We start from the raw sequence: 18,760 nt of genomic DNA, 5'->3' as shown, positions 1-18,760 counted from the left end.
AGTGAGTAACTCTCGCCATCTGTCTTCAGTTCCACGAACCAGTGAAAGTAATTTTTCACCCGCGTAACACTACCCTATGAGCAGGGATAGATTCGATGAGTGGTAATCCACAGTAATCAGTCCTGGGTTGTCCCCATAGTGATAGGGGGCAAAGCCTTCGCGCACTTACCGTTTCCTCACGGATCATTTCAATTGCTCAAGACCGGCCAAGGCAACCTGGCCGGTCTTTTCATTTCCGCAACCAGCAAAAAGGGTAGTGCATCGATGGCAACGTTTCATCTTCAAATCAAGAGTGGAGGTAAAGGAACCGCAGGTGATCATGCGGATTACATCGCTAGAAACGGCTTTCATCGCAGACACGATGATCTGGTTCATGCGAGCCATGGAAACCTGCCGCATTGGGCGGCCAATGATCCGAAGGTTATGTGGAGGGCCGCGGACAAGTACGAGCGCAAGAACGGTGCCGCCTACCGCGAGGCGATCATCGCGCTGCCTACAGAGCTGACATCAGAGCAGAACGCGGCCTTGGTGGACGATATCGTTGCGAAGCTGACACCTGGAAAGCCATACCAGCTTGCAGTCCATGCTCCATCATCTTCGCTGGAGGGTGAGGCAAATCCACATCTCCACCTGATGACGTGTGATCGCATGGATGATGGAATCGAGCGCTCTGCAGGCCGCTTCTTCGCTCGGCACAACAGCAAGCGTCCGGAAGATGGTGGGCGCAGGAAGGCCAGTGGAGGACGCAATCGAATGCAGCTCAGGGACGAGGTCATTGCGATGCGAAAGTTGGTGGCGGATACCATCAATCAGCATTTGGAGATCAACGGGCATGCTGCGAGGGTCGATCACCGGACGCTCAAGGAGCAGGGTGCTGACAGAAGGGCTGAACGCCATCTCGGGCCGGCGAGGATCCGAGGGATGTCACCGCAAGAGAAGGCCCAATACGTTTCGTTACGTCGAAATGGCAGGCGCGATTCCGTCTGATCTGCCTTGGGGCGCCGATGGGCTGGCGGGTCAGTGCCGTGACCCTCGCGGTGTGCCGGCAGGCCTGCACTGGGGGCGATTTGCGATACCTGTAGCAGAATCGCACCTCGTGCAGGCCTGTCGGCGGACGGGTAATGAACGAAGCCGCCCCGTAAACGGGGCGGCCACGATTGCTGTAGTTGGCAAGGTCTCCTATTAGGTGGTGACCTGGCTGAAGACGGCCCCGTTCAAGTGGATCCAGAGCCTGCCCTTTCCTCGGGCGGCGTCCTGATGCACCACGCGAACAGAGTCCTCCATCTGCAGTTGGTGGAGCGCCGCTTCGAAGCGTCCCTGGTTCCGGATCGGGCCGCTCTTTCGTACTTCGTTGCGCAAAGCCACCCCATATCCTGCACACCAGTAGCGCCTCCACAGGTACATGACCAGAGTACGAACATCCCTAGCCTGCTCAGGCTCGTGATTCCTGTCTCCGAATACATCGAGGAATTCTTGGAAGTGCCAGCCCACGACTTCCAGCGCCCGCTCCAGAGTTTCCTTACTGATCAGGTTGCCCTCTTGTGCGCTGAAGTGATGCAGGATTGCGGCAACCCGCCCCGTGATCTCCATCGATTTGGATGCGAAGTCCCGAATGCTGGCCAGATCACCATCCTGACGCAGGCGCGGTTCGATCGCGTTCTGAGTTTGCACCCAAAGTTCTTTCGCCTCTTGCCTGAACGCGAGCGTCTTACGGGTGTTATCACCGGCGATACGACGTGCATGTGCGGCCGCGAGAAGCTCGCTTACACGCCGATGGAAGCGGGGCAGCTGCTCCCAGGCAGGTTCCTCAAGTGACATGAAACGGAAGCCCTGTGTGGACGCGGGCCAAGCGACGAGGTATCGCGCAAGGTGACCTGATCCGCGAGCCATCTCGCCCCGCTTGTTCATGAACTCCCTGAAGACCCGTTCCTGCACCATCATGCTGATGGTCAGGCGGGGATTGGTGACCACGATGCTGTCGTCCGCGCGATCCAAGGTCAGTGTCGTGGCGCCGTCCCAAGCCTTGTTGAGCGTGCCAAGCTTGTTCATTGCACCTCCTTTGAGCACGATTTCGCCTTCATCGCTCAGGATTGCAATCGACTTGCCATCGCCCTGCATGCTTTCCATCAGGGGGCGTTCGGTGATGTTCTGGTGCACGATGCGACTGAGGACAGGTCTGGCGGGCTCACGCGCGCCATGGCGGATGAGTTCTTCACGGAGTTGCTCGATGTCGTCGTCCATGCCGTTGTCCAGTGCCTTGGCCACCTTGCGTTGCAGGGACGCCTCCTTTGCATCCCAAAGGCGCCGATCTGCCTTGTGCGCGAGCACGGCCTGGACGTGATCCCGTGCCACCTTCTCGTCGTGCTCGTAGATGGGCGCGCCAACAATGCTGTCGGTGGCAGACTTGCGTTCGCCGGAATCGGCAATGATCAGGACATCCAGCGAAACCGGGCGGATCTGGCCAGTGGGAAGTTCGACATCCACATCTCCCTGCGAGGCGATGGACATCGCCGTGAGGAACGAACCGGCGATCAGCGCGTCGGGCGCTTTCAGGTTGTGCTGGACTTCCAGGATCGCGTCCCGGATGACGCTGTACATGGCGTGGATGGGGTAGGCGCGAGGAAAGTAGGGAGTGTTCATTCCGTACCCTCCTCGGCACCGCCGGAGCCCGGAATACCGCGGATCTTCTGGGCCTCCGTCGCCATCATCTCCTTGAAGCGGGCAGGATGGAGCTTCAGCCCTCTTTGCGCGAGGGTGGCCAGGATCGCCTTTTGGGTGACGTTCTTCTCGAGCATTTCGACGATTGCCGGATAAAGCAGCGAGAACAGCTGCCCCTTTCGGTGCTGAGGGTTGGACTGCAATTCCCGAAGCGCTCCCATGATGTCGTCGGCTTCGGACTGAAGGTCATTGTTGATGTCGTGCTGCATTTTTCTGTACCAAGATTCTTGTGAAGTGATTCGCCACGTTGTGAGTGGCGGGGTGTGGCAGGGAGCGTCTAGAGCAGCGCCCCGCAGGACAGTCGCGAACCAGTCGCGCATCTACTGTCAGTCCACACCCCCTCTGGCCTGCATCAGGCCAAGGATGTAGTCGTCAATCTCGTGCTCAATGAATCCGACGCTTGAGCCGTAGCGCACGGGCTTCGGCAGATCAGGGTCGAAGTAGGGTGATTTCCGATCGAGACGCGTGTAGAGCGTGGAGCGCGCGAGGTTCAGGCGCTTCGTCGTCTCGAGCAGGGAAATGATTTGGAGTCGCTGCGAATTCATGAGTGTGTCGGCAAGCTGATGCTTGGACACACGTTAAAAATTCGGAGAGAAAGTGCCGATCCCTAGCAGGTGCTATACGTTTTTATAGCAGCTATGATGCTATCTAATAGCCGCTATTCAACGAAATCGTGGCGCCAGCGTTGCCGCTCACGGCTTGCATCCCTACGAATCTGCATTGATCAGTGCCCGCGGCGGTGTTCAGCGGGTTCGTCTGCTGGTGGCCGGCAGAACGTTTTTAACGTCGCTTCGCTTGAGCAGCGCACGCCACTGATAGTCAGTTGCACTGAATCCGGGAACTTCATCGGCCACTTCAAAGAACCGCCGATGGACCTCCTGGCGATTCTTCCATCCGTTCTTGGGTGTGGCGGCAATGAGTTTGCGGGCGACAGCGTCTTGAAGCTGCTTGGCGTTCTCGCCCTTCTTCAATCCGCCTTTGCGGCCATATTGTTCTAGCTTCGCATTGATGGCCTGTTCTGGCGTAGCCAGGGACTCGGCTTCATTGATGCCAATGAGGTAGCCCAATTGCTCCGATGCTTGGACGAGATAGGACCAGGCAGCAGATTCTTGGTTCTCTTGGATGGCGGAGTGGGCTGCATCCAGCAGCGCGATCACCGCTTCGCGCTTTATCCCGTTGAAGAAGATGACGTCGCTGCGGTTGGACGTCTCGGGTGTCCTGTCGAACGTAGCCGCGAGTCCTGCCAGGGTTTCCTCTATGCTCTTTTGTTCCACACGCACTACCTTCGACATCGACTCATGTACCTGAGAAGCTTAACGCGGCGACCTGTGAGCTGGTGCGCTCGACGCGGTTTTTGAATCGACCGAGTGACCCAAGGGGCATTTTTAGTTCCGGTTGAAGCCGTGGTTGCGTGATAGCAGAACGGACTTCCAGTGGCTCTCCCTTTCGCAGAGATCGGCCTCGGTTGCCGACAGGTCAGCGATTTCCAGGACGGCAAAGCGCAAGGCGTGCCGCCGTTCCTCGGATGCCTCGATGCCGAACTCCTGGCGCAGGGCGACGTTGCCCCCGTGCCCGTTGGCGGCATACGCGCACCAGCGCCGCCAGATGCCGTCGGCGCCCGATGCCTTGCCAACGTAGAGCCGGCCAGTGGCCGTGTCGGTGATGACGTAGACCCCCTTCACCGACGACAAGGCCGCGCTCCAGGCGGCGGACTGGTTGCGCACCACAATGTCCAGCTGCGCCTTGGTGAGGTTCACCGCCTTGAAGCCTGGAAAGTCTGCGATCGACAGTCGCTCGGGTAGCAGTTCGACCACAGTGAGATCGTTTGCCAAAGTCTCCCCGCGGAGGTAGGAAGGCCGTCCCGTGTAGACGCTTTCCAGATAGAGGCGACCGACCCACTCCTCGCAGGAGGGCACCCGCTCAAGGGTGTAGAAGTAGTGGGGCTTTGGGTCGGCTTCTTCCACATAGTCGATGGATCGGAATAGTCCAGCGTAGAGCCAGCGCGTGGGGGAGCCCGCGTTGACCAGCGACACGACGAACTCGCGCTGGAAGTTGCGCTTGGTCTGCCAGCGCTGCCACCAGTCGAATTTCCCTTCCAGGAACACGTCCAGCGGCCGCTCGTTGCCGTTGTAGCGCGCCAGGTGGACCTTGGCCTTCGACGCGTCAAACGCGGGCTCCCATACTTTGAGCAGGTCGAAGAGTCGCATCGGCTTAGAGCCCCGAGTGGCGAGCTTGGCACCGCGCCGCGTGATCGGCCAAGTGCGCCGCGTTGGGGCGGTGGGCCGGTGAAGCGGGCAAGGCCAGCGCCTTGCCCTGCAAGGCGGCGTAGTCGGTGGTGAGCAGGGACGGCGCCAAGGCCACCGTATGCACGGGGGTGATCCACAGTAGTTGGCAATCGAAAAGCGTGTGGAGGTCGGCGCGCAGCAGCAGGCCGTTATCCACCCGGTTGGTATGTATGCCCTTGTAGGGCAGCACGTGCGCGGCTTCCAGCACTTCAATCGCCGAGCACCCGGTGATGGCGCAGCGGCCGCCGTAGGCGTCCAGCAGCTTGGCGCGGAACAACGGCTGGCCGCGGCGCTGGGCCACGGCGCGCATCGCCCACACGCGGGCGTCGTGGTCGCTGTCCACTGGAGCGGTGAACGCGCCTGCCTGCGCGTCTGCCTCCACCCGCGCCTGATCGTCCATGATCAGGGGTCTGGCTTTCCACTTTCCGTCGCCACCCTTTTGCAGGTCCACGTGCCCGTGGTCCGCTGGATTGAACAGAACGTAGCGCGTGCGCCGCGGCGGGCCGGGATCGACCAGCTTGAACAAGCGGTCGTGCGGGTGATCTTGGTCGCTTCGCCAGTTCGTGCGCGAGTAGTTGTAGTGAACTCGGCTGGGCGAATTGACCGTGAACAACTCCAGGTCAGCGCGGGCGTTGCCCAGCGGGTCGTGAGGGTGGCGCGACAGGTCCCACTCCTCGACCTCGGCCAGCGACGCGCTGCCCAAGGCCTCAATGGCGTCTACGGCTCGCCAATACTTGACGCCATCGCGTCCCGGCTTCTGTGTAGCGGCCATCGGCTACGTCCCCTGCCAATTGTCGCCACGGCCCATGGAGGTCAGCCCACGCGCGGCGCGATGAAGAAGACTGGATAGTACTTTCCTGTACAGCGTGGGACTATTGCTTCACTGCTCACAGCGATCGTCAGGCTTCGAATCCAGTCCCCTTCTGGGGAATGTGAGTAACGGTGCGAGTAACCGCAGCTGGCCGCCTGAGAAAAGTTCTTCCCCAACAATCTCTTGTGGAATGAATGTGATTGATGGTGGGCCACCATAAAAAAACAGGCACTTAGGCTTACGCCCAAGTGCCTTTTTTGTGCCGGCGGGAAAATTCGCGGGAAAACTCAACGCTTGCGAGGTGGTTTCACGACTGGCAAGTCGTGATCGTAGCGGCCCGTAGTGGTGGGCGATTGTGCCCGGCCGCATCCTGCTTGTCGCCACGGTTGCCCTCGGTGTTGGACGTGAGCCATGCGCGCCTGATGGGTGGCAGGCCCTGCGAGGACGCCATCTGGCGCCAGATCGTGACCGTGCTGGACGCGGCGGACCGTGGCTGTGACCTGTTCGATATCGAGGAACTGCGCCGTGACTACAGCGCCGAGGAGTTCGCCAACCTGCTGATGTGCGAGTTCGTGGACGACAGCGCCAGTGTGTTCCCGCTCACGATGCTGCAGCCCTGCCAGGTCGATTACAAGCCGTTTGCCGTCCGGCCCTACGGCGACCGCGCCGTGTGGATCGGCTACGACCCGGCTGAGACCGGCGACAGCGCGGGCATCGTGGTTGTGGCCCCGCCGCTGGTGCCTGGGGGCAAGTTCCGCGTGCTGGAACGCCACCAGTTCAAGGGCATGGAGTTCAAAGACCAGGCGGCGTTCATCGAGCAGATCACCAAGCGCTATTGGGTGACCTACATCGGCGTGGATGCGACCGGCATGGGCACCGGCGTTGCTCAGCTGGTGCGCCAGTTCTTCCCCGGCGTGACTGTCTTCAACTATTCGCCCGAGGTGAAAACGCGGCTGGTGCTGAAAGCCTATGACGTAATCAATGACGAACGGCTGGAATACGACGCCGGCTGGACCGACCTCACGCAATCGCTGCTGGCGATCCAGAAAACCATCACCCCGAGCGGGCGCCAGGTGACCTACACCGCCGGGCGCTCGCGTACCACCGGCCATGCTGACTTGGCTTGGGCACTCACGCACGCGCTGCAGAGCGAGCCGCTGGAAGGCGGACGGGCTGCGCGCGGCACCATGGAGATTTTCTGATGACCGACACCGACCAGAGCGCCATCGCCGCGCCGCCGGTGAGTATCGAAGCCTTCACCTTTGGCGAGGCCAGCCCTGTGCTGGAATCACGCGGCTTCCTCGACTACCTCGAATGCTGGCGCAATGGCCGCTACTTCGAGCCACCGGTGGATCTGCAAGGGCTGTCGCGCACAACGCGCTCCAACCCGTACCTGCACAGCGGCCTGACATTCAAACGCAACATGCTGGTGCGCACGTTCCGACCGCACCGGCTGCTGAGCCGTGAGGCGTTCTCGCAGCTGGCGCTGGACTACACCACCTTCGGCATGGGGTATGTCGAGCGTCGCCGCCCCATGTCAGGAGCCGCGCACAGTCTGGCGGTGCCGCTGGCGCAGAAAGTGCGCCGTGGCGTGCAGCCCGGTGAGTTCTTCCCGGTGCGTGCCGGACGGGTAGAGCATGAGTTTCCCGCCGGTGAGGTGTTCCAGCTGCGAGAGGCAGATGCTGATCAGGAGATCTACGGCCTGCCGGAGTGGATGCCAGCCGTACAGGCCGCGCTGCTGAACGAGTCGGCCACGCTATTCCGCCGGAAGTATTACAACAACGGTTCGCACGCCGGCTACATCCTCTACATGACCGACCCTCAACCTGAGGGCTTGGACGTGGACGCGTTGCGCGACGCGCTGCGGCAGTCGCGCGGGCCGGGCAATTTCAAGAACCTGTTCGTGCACTCGCCCAATGGGAAGAAGGACGGCTTGCAAGTGATCCCGGTCAGTGAGGTGGCGGTCCGAGATGAGTTCACCGGGATCAAGAGTGTGACCCGCGATGACATGTTGGCGGTGCTCCGGGTGCCACCGCAGCTTCTGGGTATCGTGCCGCAGAACAGTGGCGGGTTTGGGTCGATCCGCGACGCGGCGGGCGTGTGGGCGGCGATGGAACTGGCGCCGCTGCAGACGCGCCTGGCAGCTATTAACGAGTGGCTGGGCCAGGACGTGATCCGCTTCGAACCCTTCGAACTGGAGGCGACCGCATGATGATTCGAGAGCGCCCGAGCTGCAGCGTGGGCGCTCACTTGTGGGCCAAGGCGGTGGAATGAATGGCGCCGATAGCACAGTGACGGCTCTATCTTGAGAACGATGGCCCGTCTCGCGTATGCGCCTGCTGTGCCGGTTGTTGTTCAAGGCTCGCTGCTTGTGATTGGCTCAACGCATCAGCGCGATGGAGCGATTCCGCCTCCGGTGCGCGAAGCGCATCCATCGTATTCATATGGCCTCGACGATGGGCGGGATCGTCCATTGCTCCCTCGACTATGAAGACCCTCTCACCTCGAGCTAGGTTCTCTGTCGGGTTGTTCAAGACAACATGGTCAACCCGTGAAAGGCCCTGCTCCTTCGCCAGTACCAGCAAGCTTGCAGACATGCGCTGACTCGACTCGTCCCAGGGTTTCCCATGCTCTGCGTCCAGGCGTTCCACACCTGCCCTAATCTGCATGTAGAGAGAGCAGTCAGCATCGCCGAGTTCAGGGGCTGAGGAGGATGCTCGCTGCCGTGAGGGCGAGTCGTCGCTGTCCGCACCGACTCTTTCCGCAACCGCAATGCGCTCGGCGTCAAATTCTGGATCTGGCCTACGCCGCCGTTGCGTGGGTGCTATTTCCCGATCGTAGTAGTCGCCATAGTAGAGTTCGTATGTCGCATGAGGACCAACAGACGGCGCCTCTGTCTTGAACACCTCAGCGATCTGCCCAAGTGCTTGGTTACGGTTGATCCGTCCGGCCTGGAGTTCCGCCGCAATGGTTCCGTATTGTTGTGGACGATTACCTGTGCCGGAAACGCCAATATCTGGACCGCCAGCTGCAACGATCTCACGCTGGACCTGGACATTGCTGAGAGTCGCGGCGGCTTCTCCTCGCAGCTCGCTGTTCACATAGGCTTGCTTAGAAGTTCGATTTTCGGGTTCGGTGAAGAGATGGTGCCCAACTTCGTGAGCAAGAGAACTTGCGATCCTTGAGCCTTGCCCAATCGCATTCTCGTCAATAACGATCTTGACGCCGGGTATAAGATAAGTGCCTTCACCGGCTGCCCCCCCATTGGATAACGATACCTTCACGCCTCGCCTGGGTGAGGCCCGCCTGAAGTGTTGGGGATTTTGCTAGAAGCGGCGCCAAGGAGGGGTCGTCCAATGGCGATGCGGGACGCCGTGTGGCTCCTGGGCGGCCTCCCTCCTGCGGCTGTGGCAGTCCAGATTCTTCAGTACGCTCCATGCTCCGGCTCCTTCGCAATAACAGGGATCAGCGCTGACTGATCGATATGTAGGTCAGCGTCACGTTATCGGAATCGAGTCCGAGCACGACCTTTGCATCGTTCACCTGCGCAGACCAGTAAGGGCGAGAGCCAGGCGCGTCAGGCCGAGATGGATGTTTGGTCGAGTTTTCCCAGATGATTTCCTCGAGCGCAATGCTTGGTGGTGCGATCTCAAAGATCAGGTTCGCGAGCGCAGGATCGTCAGCACTTCTCAGCCTGATGTTCCGGACCTCAAGGTCGCCCAACATTCCGTGTTCTGCGATCCGTTCGTCCATCACGTCCTGGCGTGTCGGCTCTCCCAGATGCGTGTGGAGCTGTTCATTTAACGCGTCGACATCATCAAAACGTACACTAGACAGGCGCTCGATGTCGTTCTTGAATCGCTCCATACCAATTTCACTCCCTGATTTGACGGACTGTCTTTGATTAGATTTATGCGATGGGGTTGGTGAGGCACCGCTCGAACACGCTGACAGTATCAACGCTGAAACGGCTATTGAGAGGCAGCGATACGCTGCAAGCCGGAGGTGACTCCGATCTCCGCGCCTTGATGAAGTAGCGCATTTGTCGAGCCATGCATCCATGAAGGTACCTCTCGCGCCAGGAACACTGTCCCGAATCTAGCACAACGTCTTGTGATGCACGGGTCGGAACCCCCACCTGATAGCGATTTTGGGAGATTTCGCGCAGTGTCAGATTATTCGTTTAGTTGGAAGGGGCGAGCTATGGGTGGGCAAGAGGAAGCAATTGCGACAACCAGGGAGGTTGCAATCAACCATTTCTTCGAAATCATTGCTTTCATCGTGCGCCATGTTGGGCGAGTAGGAAACTTCTGTTGGGTTACAAGCAGCAGGACCTGTATATAGCCTCAGACATCTCGTTGGATCGCTCTATCTGGTTGGGCTGCAACAGTTTGGAGAGTCTCGCAATGGACGCCGCCGATTGGCTATTGGGGTGCGCGCGCTGATATGCGAGCCAGTATGCAAGGCTCTTTTCAGGGGATTTATCGGCAATGATCCCTCGGTCATGGATGTCGGCAAGGGCTTCAATCGAGTCGACGCTTCCCTGTGATACCGACTCATTTAGATAATCAATCGCATCCCTTCGATAATTGGTTATCCGTTCCGGGTCCTTGAGCGCTTCAGTCAAGTTTCCAATGATGGCTTTCGGGTCTTTGGCGAAGATCAGTCTCGCTTCGACCGACCCTTGGGCGGCAGCAAGAGAGAGCCAATTCTCATCTCCGAGTTCCGTTCGCCCTATCAGCCCTTGGCAGTGGTCAATCTCCTGGTCGATTTTCCTTGAGTACTGCTCCCCCAGGCCCACTGATGCGTAGGCCTTGTACTCATCGGCATCACCTGAGTTAAGCGCCCGCTTGCAACTGGCAATGCGGTTATGGATCTCATAGCTCGACTGGGCATCGCCCGCCCGTGCAGCCGTGATGCGCCTGTCAATGTATTCCGAGGCGTCGCCTTCGTAGTGAGGTGTTTCGATCTTGAGCAGAAATGCCTTGCCACCCAAAGCCACTGTTGATTCGATGGATTGGTGTGGCGAACGCAAGGATTGATGAATGCTTGATTCAGATGCGATATCCGTTGGCGAAGTGCTTTTTTCACTGAGAGGAACCTCATCTCCTTTGCTTCCTGTGACATCGGATGGTCTGCAGGCCAACCAGGAAATGGTTGCGACTACGCCGATGACGAACATTCCATATGTGAGACTTCTACTGATCTTCACCTGATTCTTTTTCCCTTGTCGTCGCGGAGCTTTGCGATGGACTGGACCTCGGGCCGTGGTGATAACTGATTTCGGCGCTGATCCCCTGCCTCTCGATTCCCGGGGTTTCATATTGCGGGGTGAAATTCACTGTCAACCAGAAATTCGTTGCAGCTGGCTACGCTTGGCTCTTGGGTGTTCTCAATCACGCATCGGTTGACGTAAAGCGACAAATACCCTTTCTCGGAAGGCGAGCGCATGAGTGGCAAAATGGCCATTCCGTGCCGCGGTAGCAATTGGCTTGTTCTCTCGCTAGCCCGACGGCGGCCGCCGCAGTTGCGATCTCACCGCGAAGGTGCGCCCTCCCTCGTGGTGCGGCCGCGACGCGATCGCGTTGACCGTTGGCCTTGGTGTATCTGCAGCGGAACCTGAGCCCACCGCCGGCGAGCTTCCGCACATCCGGGCGGCCCACACCACGCGACGCTGGATCCGAGGCCCGTTGACCGATCGGCAAGGCGGCCAGTCCGTTCTCTCCGAGCATTCCCTTCATTGCGCCCATTGGCGACCGCTCGGCGACCTTTTGTCAGCGGAAGGAGGTGCACAAAGATGAGCGAAGATGGTCGCGGGGCCTGGGAATCAGCCGCGTGGTCTACGGCCGGAAGGTCTGTGGAGGCGTGTGGAAGCGCTGTAGAGGTCCCATAGTCCGTCGGTTCCAGATGCGAATCGTGATGGGCCACCACGCGACCTCGCACGACCGGTTGCAGGTCTCATCTCCCCGCGCACCCTGCAGCGTCGGTACCATCTGATCCGCACACAGGGATCGACCATGCCCAACACCGATATGCCGGTGGAAGACTTCACCACCGAAATCGAAGACTGCCGGCACCTGTTCGCCTGGTGCCTGGTCCACTATGGCCAGGTGCCCGAGGCGCAGGCGCTCGAACAGGCACGGAAGCGCTATCCCGACCAGAGCCCCGGCCGCGAATACGAATACGCGCTGATCTTCCACGACGAGCCCTGGCACTGGGCGATGCTGCACATGAAGGGCGAAAGGTATTGGCAGCAGCACCCGGAACTGGCGCAGCCGTCGCTGGACTACGAAGCCGAATCGGACGCACTGTGCCTGGCCCGCGGTGAGCAGGTGCCACTGCTGGATGAGGACGAGTACCTGGGCGCGCTCGCGCATGCACGCCACATGCGTGCATGGACGCTGGTCCATCAGGCGGGTCGTTCGCCGGATGAAGCGCGCCAGGAGGCGCTTGGTCACTACGCGTATCATCCGCGCCATCATCGCGGGCGATTTCAGGTTCACGATCCGCGTGACGGCTGGTGCCATGTGATGAGCGCATTGCATGGCAACGACTACTGGGCGCGACCAGAGCTGCGGGAACCGCCACAGGCCTATTGGAGCGAGTCCCGCGCCTTTGTTTCGGCGCAGGGAATCCGCTTGCCGGACCCTCCGGGCTGAGGCCTGCTCAGCCAGCGAAGGCGCAGCGCCATCGATCACCGCACTCTGTGCCGAATGACACATGCCCTGCCATTTCTGCTGGCGGGAAGATGGCGGCATCCTGAAGTGGAGTGATCTGATGCCTGGTACGCTCAGTCGTCGCACCTTCCTGGCCAACGCCGCGGCCGTTCCGGCGGCCACGCTCATGACCACCGGCGCTGTCATGGTGGCGCAGCCAACCGTCACCACCGGGAGCCTGATCGAAGCGGAACGCGGCGTGATCCGCTCCGCGATGAAAGGCAGTGGCATCGGTGCCGCTGCCGTCTGCCTGGTCGAAGGCGGGCAGGTGCGCTGGACTGAAGGCTTCGGTCACGTATCAGGCCAGGGCAGCGTGCCCGTGGACGCCAGCACGATGTTCAGCATCCAGTCCACCTCGAAGAACTTCGCGGCGGTGGCGGTGCTGTTGGCCGTGCAGGACGGCATCCTTGATCTGGACGCGCCCATTACCCGCTATCTGCCGTCGTTCACGGTGCGCAGCCGCTTCGAGCATGCTCCACAGGAGCGCATCAGCCTGCGCCTGCTGCTTGCCAATCGCGCGGGATTCACGCACGAGGCGCCACTGGGCAACAACTACGAACCGGCGTCGCCGGGCTTTGATGCGCACGTCCGCAGCATCTCGCAGACATGGCTGCGCTTTCCGGTGGGTACGCGCTATCGCTACTCCAACCTGGGCTTCGACCTTGCCGGTCATGTCCTTGAGCAGGTTGCGGGCATCAGCTATCCGGCCTGGCTGCAGCGCCGGATCTTCGAGCCGCTGGGAATGCACGACAGTACGGCCGATGCGTCGGTCTACCTGGCAAGCAAGGTGCGGGCACTGGGAACCCAGGAAGGCCATACGCAGGTACCGCCGGTGACGCCGCTGGTGGTGTCGGGAGGCGTGTGGACCAGTGCCGCCGACATGGCGAAGTATCTTGGCTTCCTGCTCGGTGGCGGCCGATCCGGTGCGCAGCAACTGCTTGAGCCCCGTCTCTGGAACGAGATGCATGGTTTCGGCCTGGGCGGCGACTACGGGCTCGGTGTCATGCGCAGCGAACGCCTCTACGGCAGTACACCGGTGCGGCTGCTGCACCACCGCGGCGGGGGCTTCGGATTCGGGTGCGTGTTCACCTACTGCAGGCAGGCAAACGCTGGATTTGCCGCGATGTTCAATCGCGCGACGTCTGCGGGGTACGGCATCGGCGAGCGTCTGCTCGATCAGCTGTTGTCGGCGCGTTTCGGGCCCCGTCAGCCGCGTGTGCCCCTATCAAGCCTGGCGCCGATCAGGTTGACCCAGGACCAGATGCAGCAGATGGCGGGAAGCTGGATCGGGCGCAGCGGCAAGGCGAAGATCGGGGTTGCCGGAAACGGGGAGCTGCAACTGCATCGAGGGGCGCACGCCGAGGGTACCCGCTTTGCGGCCATCGACGGCGATCAACTTTTCACTGTGGACACCGATGGAGAGGTTGCGACGTACCGTTACCATGCGGCGACGGACATGCTGCCGGCGTACCTGGAATGCAGCAACGGCGAGGATGGCCTGGACCAGAACGATCCCATCGATGGGCCCACCGGGCCGCAGGCGCCCCATTGGCAACCCTGGCTGGGACGCTATCGCGTTGACCAATGGGGCAAACCATCGATGTTCGTTGTGCTGGAGCAACGACACGGCTGGCTGTACATCGATGGCATCCGCCTGGTTGCTGAGGTGGAGCCAGGATTGTTGTTCACCAGCGATGGCGAAGCGGTGGATTTTCGCGGCTCCCAGCCGACATGGCGCAACCTGCGCCTGCGGCGCGTCGCGCCCATGGGTCAGGGGTGATGGCGGCATGCCGCGCGCTCATCCGCGCCGCCCACGCCCATCGATGCTGTAACGTCCCGCCCCGGTGCACGCCAGCAGCAGGAAGCCGCCGGCGAGGCCCAGGTTCTTCAGGAACATGATCTGCTGGGTCTGATCGGCGAAGTTGTGGTGGAAGATGAAAGCGGTGACCAGGCTGAAGCCTGCGAGCACGACCGCCACCAGCCGGGTCTGGAAGCCGAGCAGGATGCACAGGCCGCTGCCGATTTCGAACGCGATGGTCGGCCAGAGCAGGATGCCGGGTACTCCCATTGCCTCCATGTAGCCCTGGGTACCACTGAGATCGCCGAGCTTGCCCAGCCCGGAGACCAGGAACAGGGCCATCAGCAGGATGCGTGCAAGCAGGTAGGCGAGCGAATGCGATGAAGTGCTCACGTCGAGGTCCTCGGAGATGGCCGACGCAGGCGATCGGAGCCCACCGGCGGTGAAGCCCGTGTCTACGCGCCGGGCAGGGCGCCTTGACAGCTGCCGCGCTGCAGTAGACCTTTCCCGCATGACGATCGATATTGAATCGCTCAGCCTTCGCGAGCTGGGTGCCCTGGTGGTTGCCGCTGAACGGCGGAAACAGCTGATTTCCAGCCGCCGTCCGGCCAGTGCGGTGCGGCGGATGCTGAAGGCCGCCGCCGCCGAAGCCGGCTACACCCTTGAAGAACTCTTTGGCGGCCAAGCCTCGGAAACACCTGCGCCCGCCCGAAAAGCCGTCCGCCGTAAATCCGGCAAAGTCGCGCCCAAGTATCGCGACCCGGAATACAAGCGCCTGACCTGGACCGGTCGCGGGCGCATGCCGCGCTGGTTGGCGTCCAAGGTGTCGATGGGCCACAAGGTCACCGATTTCCTGATTCCTGGCTTGGCCAGGCCGACCGCTGGCAAAACCAGCACCATCGGCAAGCGGACCGTCATCAAGAAGGGATGACGCTGCAGCACTGCTACCCTGCCCGGGTCTTTCAACCAAGGAGCACGGGATGGCACACGAGAGTGGCATGACGATCACGCCGAAAGTCCTGCACGCCGCCGCAGTGGCGGGCATGTTGGTCAGCCTGCTGGCCTGGGCGGTGGAATGGAGCGGGATGGCCTATGTCTGCCCGTACTGCCGCGTGCAGCGCACGGTCATCGGCGTGCTCGGCCTGCTGACGCTGTTCGCGCGCCCTGGGAGCCTCATCGTGCCCTGGTTGTCGTACACAGCGAGTGGCTTCGCCTTCGTGGTCGCAGCGATGCAGCACTTCAACGGTTGGAAACGCATTTCCGCAGGCGACTTCAGTTTCAATGAGCAGTGGTACATCGACCCTTGGCTGTTGTCGGGCTGCGCGATGCTGATCCTGGTGGCGCAGCTGATGCTGGTGCAGGCCGCCTGCCGGCGCAGCTTGCGCTGAGTGTTTCCACGCATGGCGTGGAACTACCCGTTCTGGAATACGGCCAGCTGCGCGGCGAAGGCGCGCTGGTAGGTGGGCCGCTGCGTCGCGCGGGCCACATAGGCGGCCACCGTCGGATACTCGTCGAGCAGCCCGCTGCTCTTCAGGCGCAGCAGCACCGAGACCATCATCAGGTCGCCCACGCTGAAATCGCCATCCAGCCACGGCGCCTTGGCCAGCCATGTCGACAGTTGCGCCAGTCGCGCCCGAGCCCGCTCATCCAGCATTGGCAGCCGCTGTGCGTACCACGGCTGCTCGCGCTCCAGCACCCAGGCCATGGAGCGCTCAACGATGGGGGGTTCCACCGTGTTCAGCGCAGCGAACACCCACATGATCACGCGCATGCGGGCGTACGGATCGCGCAGCAGCAGGCCGGGGTGCTGTTCGGCCAGGTGCAGGACGATGGCGCCGGATTCGAACAGGGTCCGGTCGCCCTCCTGCCAGGTGGGAATCTGCCCGAACGGATTCCGTGCCAGGTGCGCGGGCTGCTTCATTTCGGTGAAGGTGAGCAGTTGTACGTCATAGGCTACGGCCAGTTCCTCCAGTGCCCAGCGCACGCGCATGTCACGGGCCAGGCCCTGGCCGCGGTGGGGGGAGGTGGCGAAGACGGTGAGGATGGGAGGCATGGGAGCAGTCCGCGGTCAAGGATGGCTTTGATGATCTGACGAGCGAGTGCGCCGTAAATCGACATGCGGGCGGTGCCCTGCACGTTGCCTGCACGTGTTCTGCACGCACGCACTGTCCTGGATACATCAGTCTGTCGGGGTCATCCGCAGAGACAGGTAACAGGCATGAATACCCCCGGAAAACCGAAGCCCAGTTGGCGCCAGAGAAACGTGCTGATGGGAGCACTCGTTGCGGTCCTGGTGATCGTGCTGATCATCCTCTTTGTTCCTTGGTGACCCTGCCCAGGATTGCTCGATGTGATCCACGCGCCACCGCCGCGTGAAAAAGTCAGTGCGGGTTGGGTGAAGTGATGTACGTATCAATCGTTGCTCACCTGCGAACCACACGAGTGTGTCCAGAGTGGATCCACAGGCAGCGCGGTCGAGGCTGCTTTTCTCCCCCGAAACGACGATACAGGAGCAACGCCATGAGCACCCAGTCCACCATCGAACACCGTCTCAACGACCTGATCGAGATCGCCCGTGACGGCAAGTCGTTCTATGAAGAAGCCGCAACCAAGGTGAAGGATGCCGAGCTGTCGGCCCTGTTCACCCGCATTGCCGGTGTCAAGGGTCGCATCGTGGCCGCATTGAGTGGCTCGGTGGCTGCCAGCGGCGGCAAGCCGGCCGAGCATGGCACCGTGGTGGGTTCGATGCAGCAGTTCTACGGCAAGGTGCGTGCAGCCTTCGGTGACACCAACTATGGCTATGTGGCCGAGCTGGAAGAATCGGAGGACCGCCTGCTGGGCGCGTTCAAGGACGTGCTGAAGGACAACGAGCTTCCGCCGGCGGTCCGCCAGGAAGTTACCCAGCTGTTGCCGGAAGTGCAGGAGTGCCACAACGTGATGCGCGCGCGCAAGCATGCGATGAAGGCGGCCTGACGATCAGCGGCGTCCCACTCCCCAGGGACGCCGCGGCCGGGGCGGCACCGCTGCCCCGGCCACCCTGAATTGGTCGCTGCTACACTCTTGCCGGTTCCGCACTGCCAACAATGAGCACCATGAACAACGGGAACGGTCCGCAGACAGTTCGCTGAGCCGCAACAACGACGCAGACGTTGTTGCGGTGAACATCCCTGCGATGCATGCGAAGTGGATGGATCACCGCCGGACTCACTCTGGGCGGAGACTCCCCATGTTCAATCGACAGGCCCCGCGTTGGGCCCATACCCTGCCATCGGCCATTGCGCTGATGGCGCCGTTCGACCTCCTGGCCTCGCTGGCCATGGATATCTATCTACCTGTAGTGCCCTTGATGCCTGGCGCCTTGGGAACATCGCCTGCGCGGGTGCAATTGACGCTGAGCATCTACCTGCTGGTGCTCGGCGTCGGTCAACTGCTGTTCGGCCCGTTGTCCGACCGGATCGGGCGCCGCCCCGTGCTGTTGCTGGGGGCGTTGCTGTTCACCGTTGCCTCGTTTGCGCTGGCGTTGTCCAGCAACAGCGGGTTCTTCCTGGCCTGGCGCACAGTGCAGGCGATTGGCGCGTCGGCAGCGCTGGTAGCGACGTTTGCCACCGTCCGCGACGTATACGCGGATACACCTCAGGGGGCGTCCTTGTATGGACTGTTCGCTTCGATGCTGGCCTTCGTGCCGGCACTGGGGCCGATGCTGGGTGCACTGGTGGCTGCAGCAGCAGGCTGGCGTGCGATCTTCGTGCTGCTGGGTGTGCTTGGCCTGGTCGCCGTCCTGCGCGCGCAACGCCAGTGGCAGGAAACCCGACCCGCAGGGCGCAGAGACGCTGGACCGGCACTGCAGAAAATTCTTCGCAGTGGTGCCTTCTGGGTCTACACGCTGGGATTCAGTGCCGCGATGGGCACGTTCTTCGTGTTCTTCTCGATCGCACCGCGCGTGCTGGTCGAGCGCATGCAGTACTCCCAGATCACCTTCAGCCTGGCGTTCGCGACGGTGGCACTGGTGATGGTCCTCACGTCGCGCATGGCGAAGACGTTCATCGCGCGCTGGGCGGTGCCTGGCACATTCGTGCGTGGCCTGTGCGTGATGGTGGCGGGTGTGTTGTTGATGGCGCTCGCTGCGGAGTTGCCACTGTCATTCGCCAGCGCCGTGCTGCCCATGTGGGGCATCGCGGTGGGGCTGGTGATGGTGGTTTCGGTGGCTGCCAGCGGCGCGTTGAGTGAATTTGCCGATGCGTCGGGTATGGCGGTGGCGCTCTACTACGCGATGCAGAGCCTGATCGTGGCCTGCTTCGGAACACTGGCTACGGTGCTGCTGCCAGGCGATACGGTATGGCCGCTGGTGGCCTATGGGCTGTTGCTGCCAGTGGCCAGCCTGGTCGCCGCGGCGATGTTGCGCGGCCGCCGCTAGCCTCGGCCGGTGATAAAA

General features: G+C 61.5%; 20 protein-coding genes. 9 read left to right on the top strand and 11 right to left on the bottom strand.

What is annotated here, in order from left to right:
* Window positions 1–192: 192 nt before the first annotated feature.
* On the top strand, window positions 193–987 hold the full coding sequence (locus tag ACM0PY_RS08870; RefSeq protein ID WP_242899276.1) for a MobA/MobL family protein: 795 nt from the start codon (window positions 193–195) through the stop codon (window positions 985–987).
* A gap of 195 nt (window positions 988–1,182) precedes the next feature.
* Here ACM0PY_RS08870 and ACM0PY_RS08865 read toward each other — a convergent pair whose 3' ends face one another.
* The 6 genes from ACM0PY_RS08865 to ACM0PY_RS08840 form a co-directional block, all read right to left on the bottom strand.
* Window positions 1,183–2,640 carry a YfjI family protein gene (locus ACM0PY_RS08865; RefSeq protein ID WP_099470526.1) on the bottom strand — a complete coding sequence of 486 codons (1,458 nt, stop codon included), beginning with the start codon at window positions 2,638–2,640 and terminating at the stop codon, window positions 1,183–1,185.
* Window positions 2,637–2,927 (bottom strand): hypothetical protein, encoded by a 291-nt coding sequence (locus ACM0PY_RS08860; protein WP_099470527.1) that lies wholly within the window; start codon window positions 2,925–2,927, stop codon window positions 2,637–2,639. Before ACM0PY_RS08860 ends, ACM0PY_RS08865 begins: the two co-directional genes overlap by 4 nt.
* Before the next feature lie 117 nt (window positions 2,928–3,044).
* Window positions 3,045–3,293 carry a helix-turn-helix transcriptional regulator gene (locus tag ACM0PY_RS08855; protein WP_111008288.1) on the bottom strand — a complete coding sequence of 83 codons (249 nt, stop codon included), beginning with the start codon at window positions 3,291–3,293 and terminating at the stop codon, window positions 3,045–3,047.
* 168 nt (window positions 3,294–3,461) lie between these two features.
* Window positions 3,462–4,010 (bottom strand): hypothetical protein, encoded by a 549-nt coding sequence (locus ACM0PY_RS08850; RefSeq protein WP_099470529.1) that lies wholly within the window; start codon window positions 4,008–4,010, stop codon window positions 3,462–3,464.
* 93 nt (window positions 4,011–4,103) lie between these two features.
* Window positions 4,104–4,925: a GIY-YIG nuclease family protein gene (locus ACM0PY_RS08845; protein ID WP_099470530.1), complete on the bottom strand. Its 822-nt coding sequence runs from the start codon at window positions 4,923–4,925 to the stop codon at window positions 4,104–4,106.
* A gap of 4 nt (window positions 4,926–4,929) precedes the next feature.
* Entirely contained in the window at window positions 4,930–5,775 is an 846-nt protein-coding gene (locus ACM0PY_RS08840; protein WP_241900157.1) for an HNH endonuclease, read from the bottom strand.
* A 443-nt stretch (window positions 5,776–6,218) separates the two neighbouring features.
* On the opposite strand from ACM0PY_RS08840, the gene ACM0PY_RS08835 reads away from it, so the two are divergent.
* Both ACM0PY_RS08835 and ACM0PY_RS08830 read left to right on the top strand, forming a co-directional pair.
* Window positions 6,219–7,016: a phage terminase large subunit family protein gene (locus ACM0PY_RS08835; protein WP_235646748.1), complete on the top strand. Its 798-nt coding sequence runs from the start codon at window positions 6,219–6,221 to the stop codon at window positions 7,014–7,016.
* Window positions 7,016–8,026: a phage portal protein gene (locus tag ACM0PY_RS08830; RefSeq protein WP_180885055.1), complete on the top strand. Its 1,011-nt coding sequence runs from the start codon at window positions 7,016–7,018 to the stop codon at window positions 8,024–8,026. The genes ACM0PY_RS08835 and ACM0PY_RS08830 overlap by 1 nt, the downstream gene beginning before the upstream one ends.
* A gap of 88 nt (window positions 8,027–8,114) precedes the next feature.
* Here the strand turns inward: ACM0PY_RS08830 and ACM0PY_RS08825 are convergent, their stop codons facing one another.
* From ACM0PY_RS08825 to ACM0PY_RS08815, 3 genes are all read right to left on the bottom strand, one after another.
* Window positions 8,115–9,098 carry an XVIPCD domain-containing protein gene (locus ACM0PY_RS08825; RefSeq protein ID WP_235646749.1) on the bottom strand — a complete coding sequence of 328 codons (984 nt, stop codon included), beginning with the start codon at window positions 9,096–9,098 and terminating at the stop codon, window positions 8,115–8,117.
* 181 nt (window positions 9,099–9,279) lie between these two features.
* Complete coding sequence (locus tag ACM0PY_RS08820) at window positions 9,280–9,681, bottom strand: hypothetical protein (protein WP_180885053.1); 402 nt, start codon at window positions 9,679–9,681, stop codon at window positions 9,280–9,282.
* 451 nt (window positions 9,682–10,132) lie between these two features.
* Window positions 10,133–10,996: an SEL1-like repeat protein gene (locus ACM0PY_RS08815; RefSeq protein WP_180885051.1), complete on the bottom strand. Its 864-nt coding sequence runs from the start codon at window positions 10,994–10,996 to the stop codon at window positions 10,133–10,135.
* 835 nt (window positions 10,997–11,831) lie between these two features.
* On the opposite strand from ACM0PY_RS08815, the gene ACM0PY_RS08810 reads away from it, so the two are divergent.
* Window positions 11,832–12,473 (top strand): hypothetical protein, encoded by a 642-nt coding sequence (locus ACM0PY_RS08810; protein WP_134970941.1) that lies wholly within the window; start codon window positions 11,832–11,834, stop codon window positions 12,471–12,473.
* A gap of 61 nt (window positions 12,474–12,534) precedes the next feature.
* Window positions 12,535–14,310 carry a serine hydrolase domain-containing protein gene (locus ACM0PY_RS08805; protein ID WP_235646750.1) on the top strand — a complete coding sequence of 592 codons (1,776 nt, stop codon included), beginning with the start codon at window positions 12,535–12,537 and terminating at the stop codon, window positions 14,308–14,310.
* 18 nt (window positions 14,311–14,328) lie between these two features.
* Here ACM0PY_RS08805 and ACM0PY_RS08800 read toward each other — a convergent pair whose 3' ends face one another.
* Entirely contained in the window at window positions 14,329–14,721 is a 393-nt protein-coding gene (locus tag ACM0PY_RS08800) for a DoxX family protein (protein ID WP_019660763.1), read from the bottom strand.
* 118 nt (window positions 14,722–14,839) lie between these two features.
* On the opposite strand from ACM0PY_RS08800, the gene ACM0PY_RS08795 reads away from it, so the two are divergent.
* Window positions 14,840–15,259: an H-NS histone family protein gene (locus tag ACM0PY_RS08795; protein ID WP_053497010.1), complete on the top strand. Its 420-nt coding sequence runs from the start codon at window positions 14,840–14,842 to the stop codon at window positions 15,257–15,259.
* A 49-nt stretch (window positions 15,260–15,308) separates the two neighbouring features.
* On the top strand, window positions 15,309–15,716 hold the full coding sequence (locus tag ACM0PY_RS08790) for a hypothetical protein (protein WP_134970939.1): 408 nt from the start codon (window positions 15,309–15,311) through the stop codon (window positions 15,714–15,716).
* 23 nt (window positions 15,717–15,739) lie between these two features.
* On the opposite strand, the gene ACM0PY_RS08785 is transcribed toward ACM0PY_RS08790, so the two are convergent.
* The gene (locus tag ACM0PY_RS08785; RefSeq protein ID WP_180885049.1) at window positions 15,740–16,381 is read right to left on the bottom strand and encodes a glutathione S-transferase family protein; all 642 of its coding nucleotides are present in this window, start codon (window positions 16,379–16,381) and stop codon (window positions 15,740–15,742) included.
* A 467-nt stretch (window positions 16,382–16,848) separates the two neighbouring features.
* Between ACM0PY_RS08785 and ACM0PY_RS08780 the strand changes: the two genes are divergently transcribed.
* Together ACM0PY_RS08780 and cml are read left to right on the top strand one after the other, a co-directional pair.
* A complete protein-coding gene (locus ACM0PY_RS08780; RefSeq protein WP_005419568.1) occupies window positions 16,849–17,301 on the top strand; it encodes a PA2169 family four-helix-bundle protein in 453 nt (150 codons plus the stop codon).
* A gap of 253 nt (window positions 17,302–17,554) precedes the next feature.
* Window positions 17,555–18,742, top strand: coding sequence for a CmlA/FloR family chloramphenicol efflux MFS transporter (cml, locus tag ACM0PY_RS08775; protein ID WP_134970935.1), 1,188 nt, complete (start codon window positions 17,555–17,557; stop codon window positions 18,740–18,742).
* The last annotated feature ends 18 nt before the right edge of the window (window positions 18,743–18,760 follow it).

Origin of the sequence: Stenotrophomonas sp. BR163 (genome assembly GCF_047520985.2) — a bacterium.
Classification (GTDB): domain Bacteria; phylum Pseudomonadota; class Gammaproteobacteria; order Xanthomonadales; family Xanthomonadaceae; genus Stenotrophomonas; species Stenotrophomonas sepilia.
The sequence above is the reverse complement of the archived record's forward strand: the minus strand, read 5'-3'. Positions and strand labels throughout refer to the sequence as shown.

Bases quoted from the DNA above. Each gene is read 5' to 3' on its own strand.
- ACM0PY_RS08815 (WP_180885051.1), bottom strand. From the start codon at position 10,996: ATGTTCGTCATCGGCGTAGTCGCAACCATTTCCTGGTTGGCCTGCAGA.
- ACM0PY_RS08795 (WP_053497010.1), top strand. From the start codon at position 14,840: ATGACGATCGATATTGAATCGCTCAGCCTTCGCGAGCTGGGTGCCCTG.
- cml (WP_134970935.1), top strand. From the start codon at position 17,555: ATGTTCAATCGACAGGCCCCGCGTTGGGCCCATACCCTGCCATCGGCC.
- ACM0PY_RS08810 (WP_134970941.1), top strand. From the start codon at position 11,832: ATGCCCAACACCGATATGCCGGTGGAAGACTTCACCACCGAAATCGAA.
- ACM0PY_RS08860 (WP_099470527.1), bottom strand. From the start codon at position 2,927: ATGCAGCACGACATCAACAATGACCTTCAGTCCGAAGCCGACGACATC.
- ACM0PY_RS08780 (WP_005419568.1), top strand. From the start codon at position 16,849: ATGAGCACCCAGTCCACCATCGAACACCGTCTCAACGACCTGATCGAG.
- ACM0PY_RS08865 (WP_099470526.1), bottom strand. From the start codon at position 2,640: ATGAACACTCCCTACTTTCCTCGCGCCTACCCCATCCACGCCATGTAC.
- ACM0PY_RS08850 (WP_099470529.1), bottom strand. From the start codon at position 4,010: ATGTCGAAGGTAGTGCGTGTGGAACAAAAGAGCATAGAGGAAACCCTG.
- ACM0PY_RS08785 (WP_180885049.1), bottom strand. From the start codon at position 16,381: ATGCCTCCCATCCTCACCGTCTTCGCCACCTCCCCCCACCGCGGCCAG.
- ACM0PY_RS08845 (WP_099470530.1), bottom strand. From the start codon at position 4,925: ATGCGACTCTTCGACCTGCTCAAAGTATGGGAGCCCGCGTTTGACGCG.
- ACM0PY_RS08805 (WP_235646750.1), top strand. From the start codon at position 12,535: ATGCCCTGCCATTTCTGCTGGCGGGAAGATGGCGGCATCCTGAAGTGG.
- ACM0PY_RS08790 (WP_134970939.1), top strand. From the start codon at position 15,309: ATGGCACACGAGAGTGGCATGACGATCACGCCGAAAGTCCTGCACGCC.
- ACM0PY_RS08840 (WP_241900157.1), bottom strand. From the start codon at position 5,775: ATGGCCGCTACACAGAAGCCGGGACGCGATGGCGTCAAGTATTGGCGA.
- ACM0PY_RS08820 (WP_180885053.1), bottom strand. From the start codon at position 9,681: ATGGAGCGATTCAAGAACGACATCGAGCGCCTGTCTAGTGTACGTTTT.
- ACM0PY_RS08830 (WP_180885055.1), top strand. From the start codon at position 7,016: ATGACCGACACCGACCAGAGCGCCATCGCCGCGCCGCCGGTGAGTATC.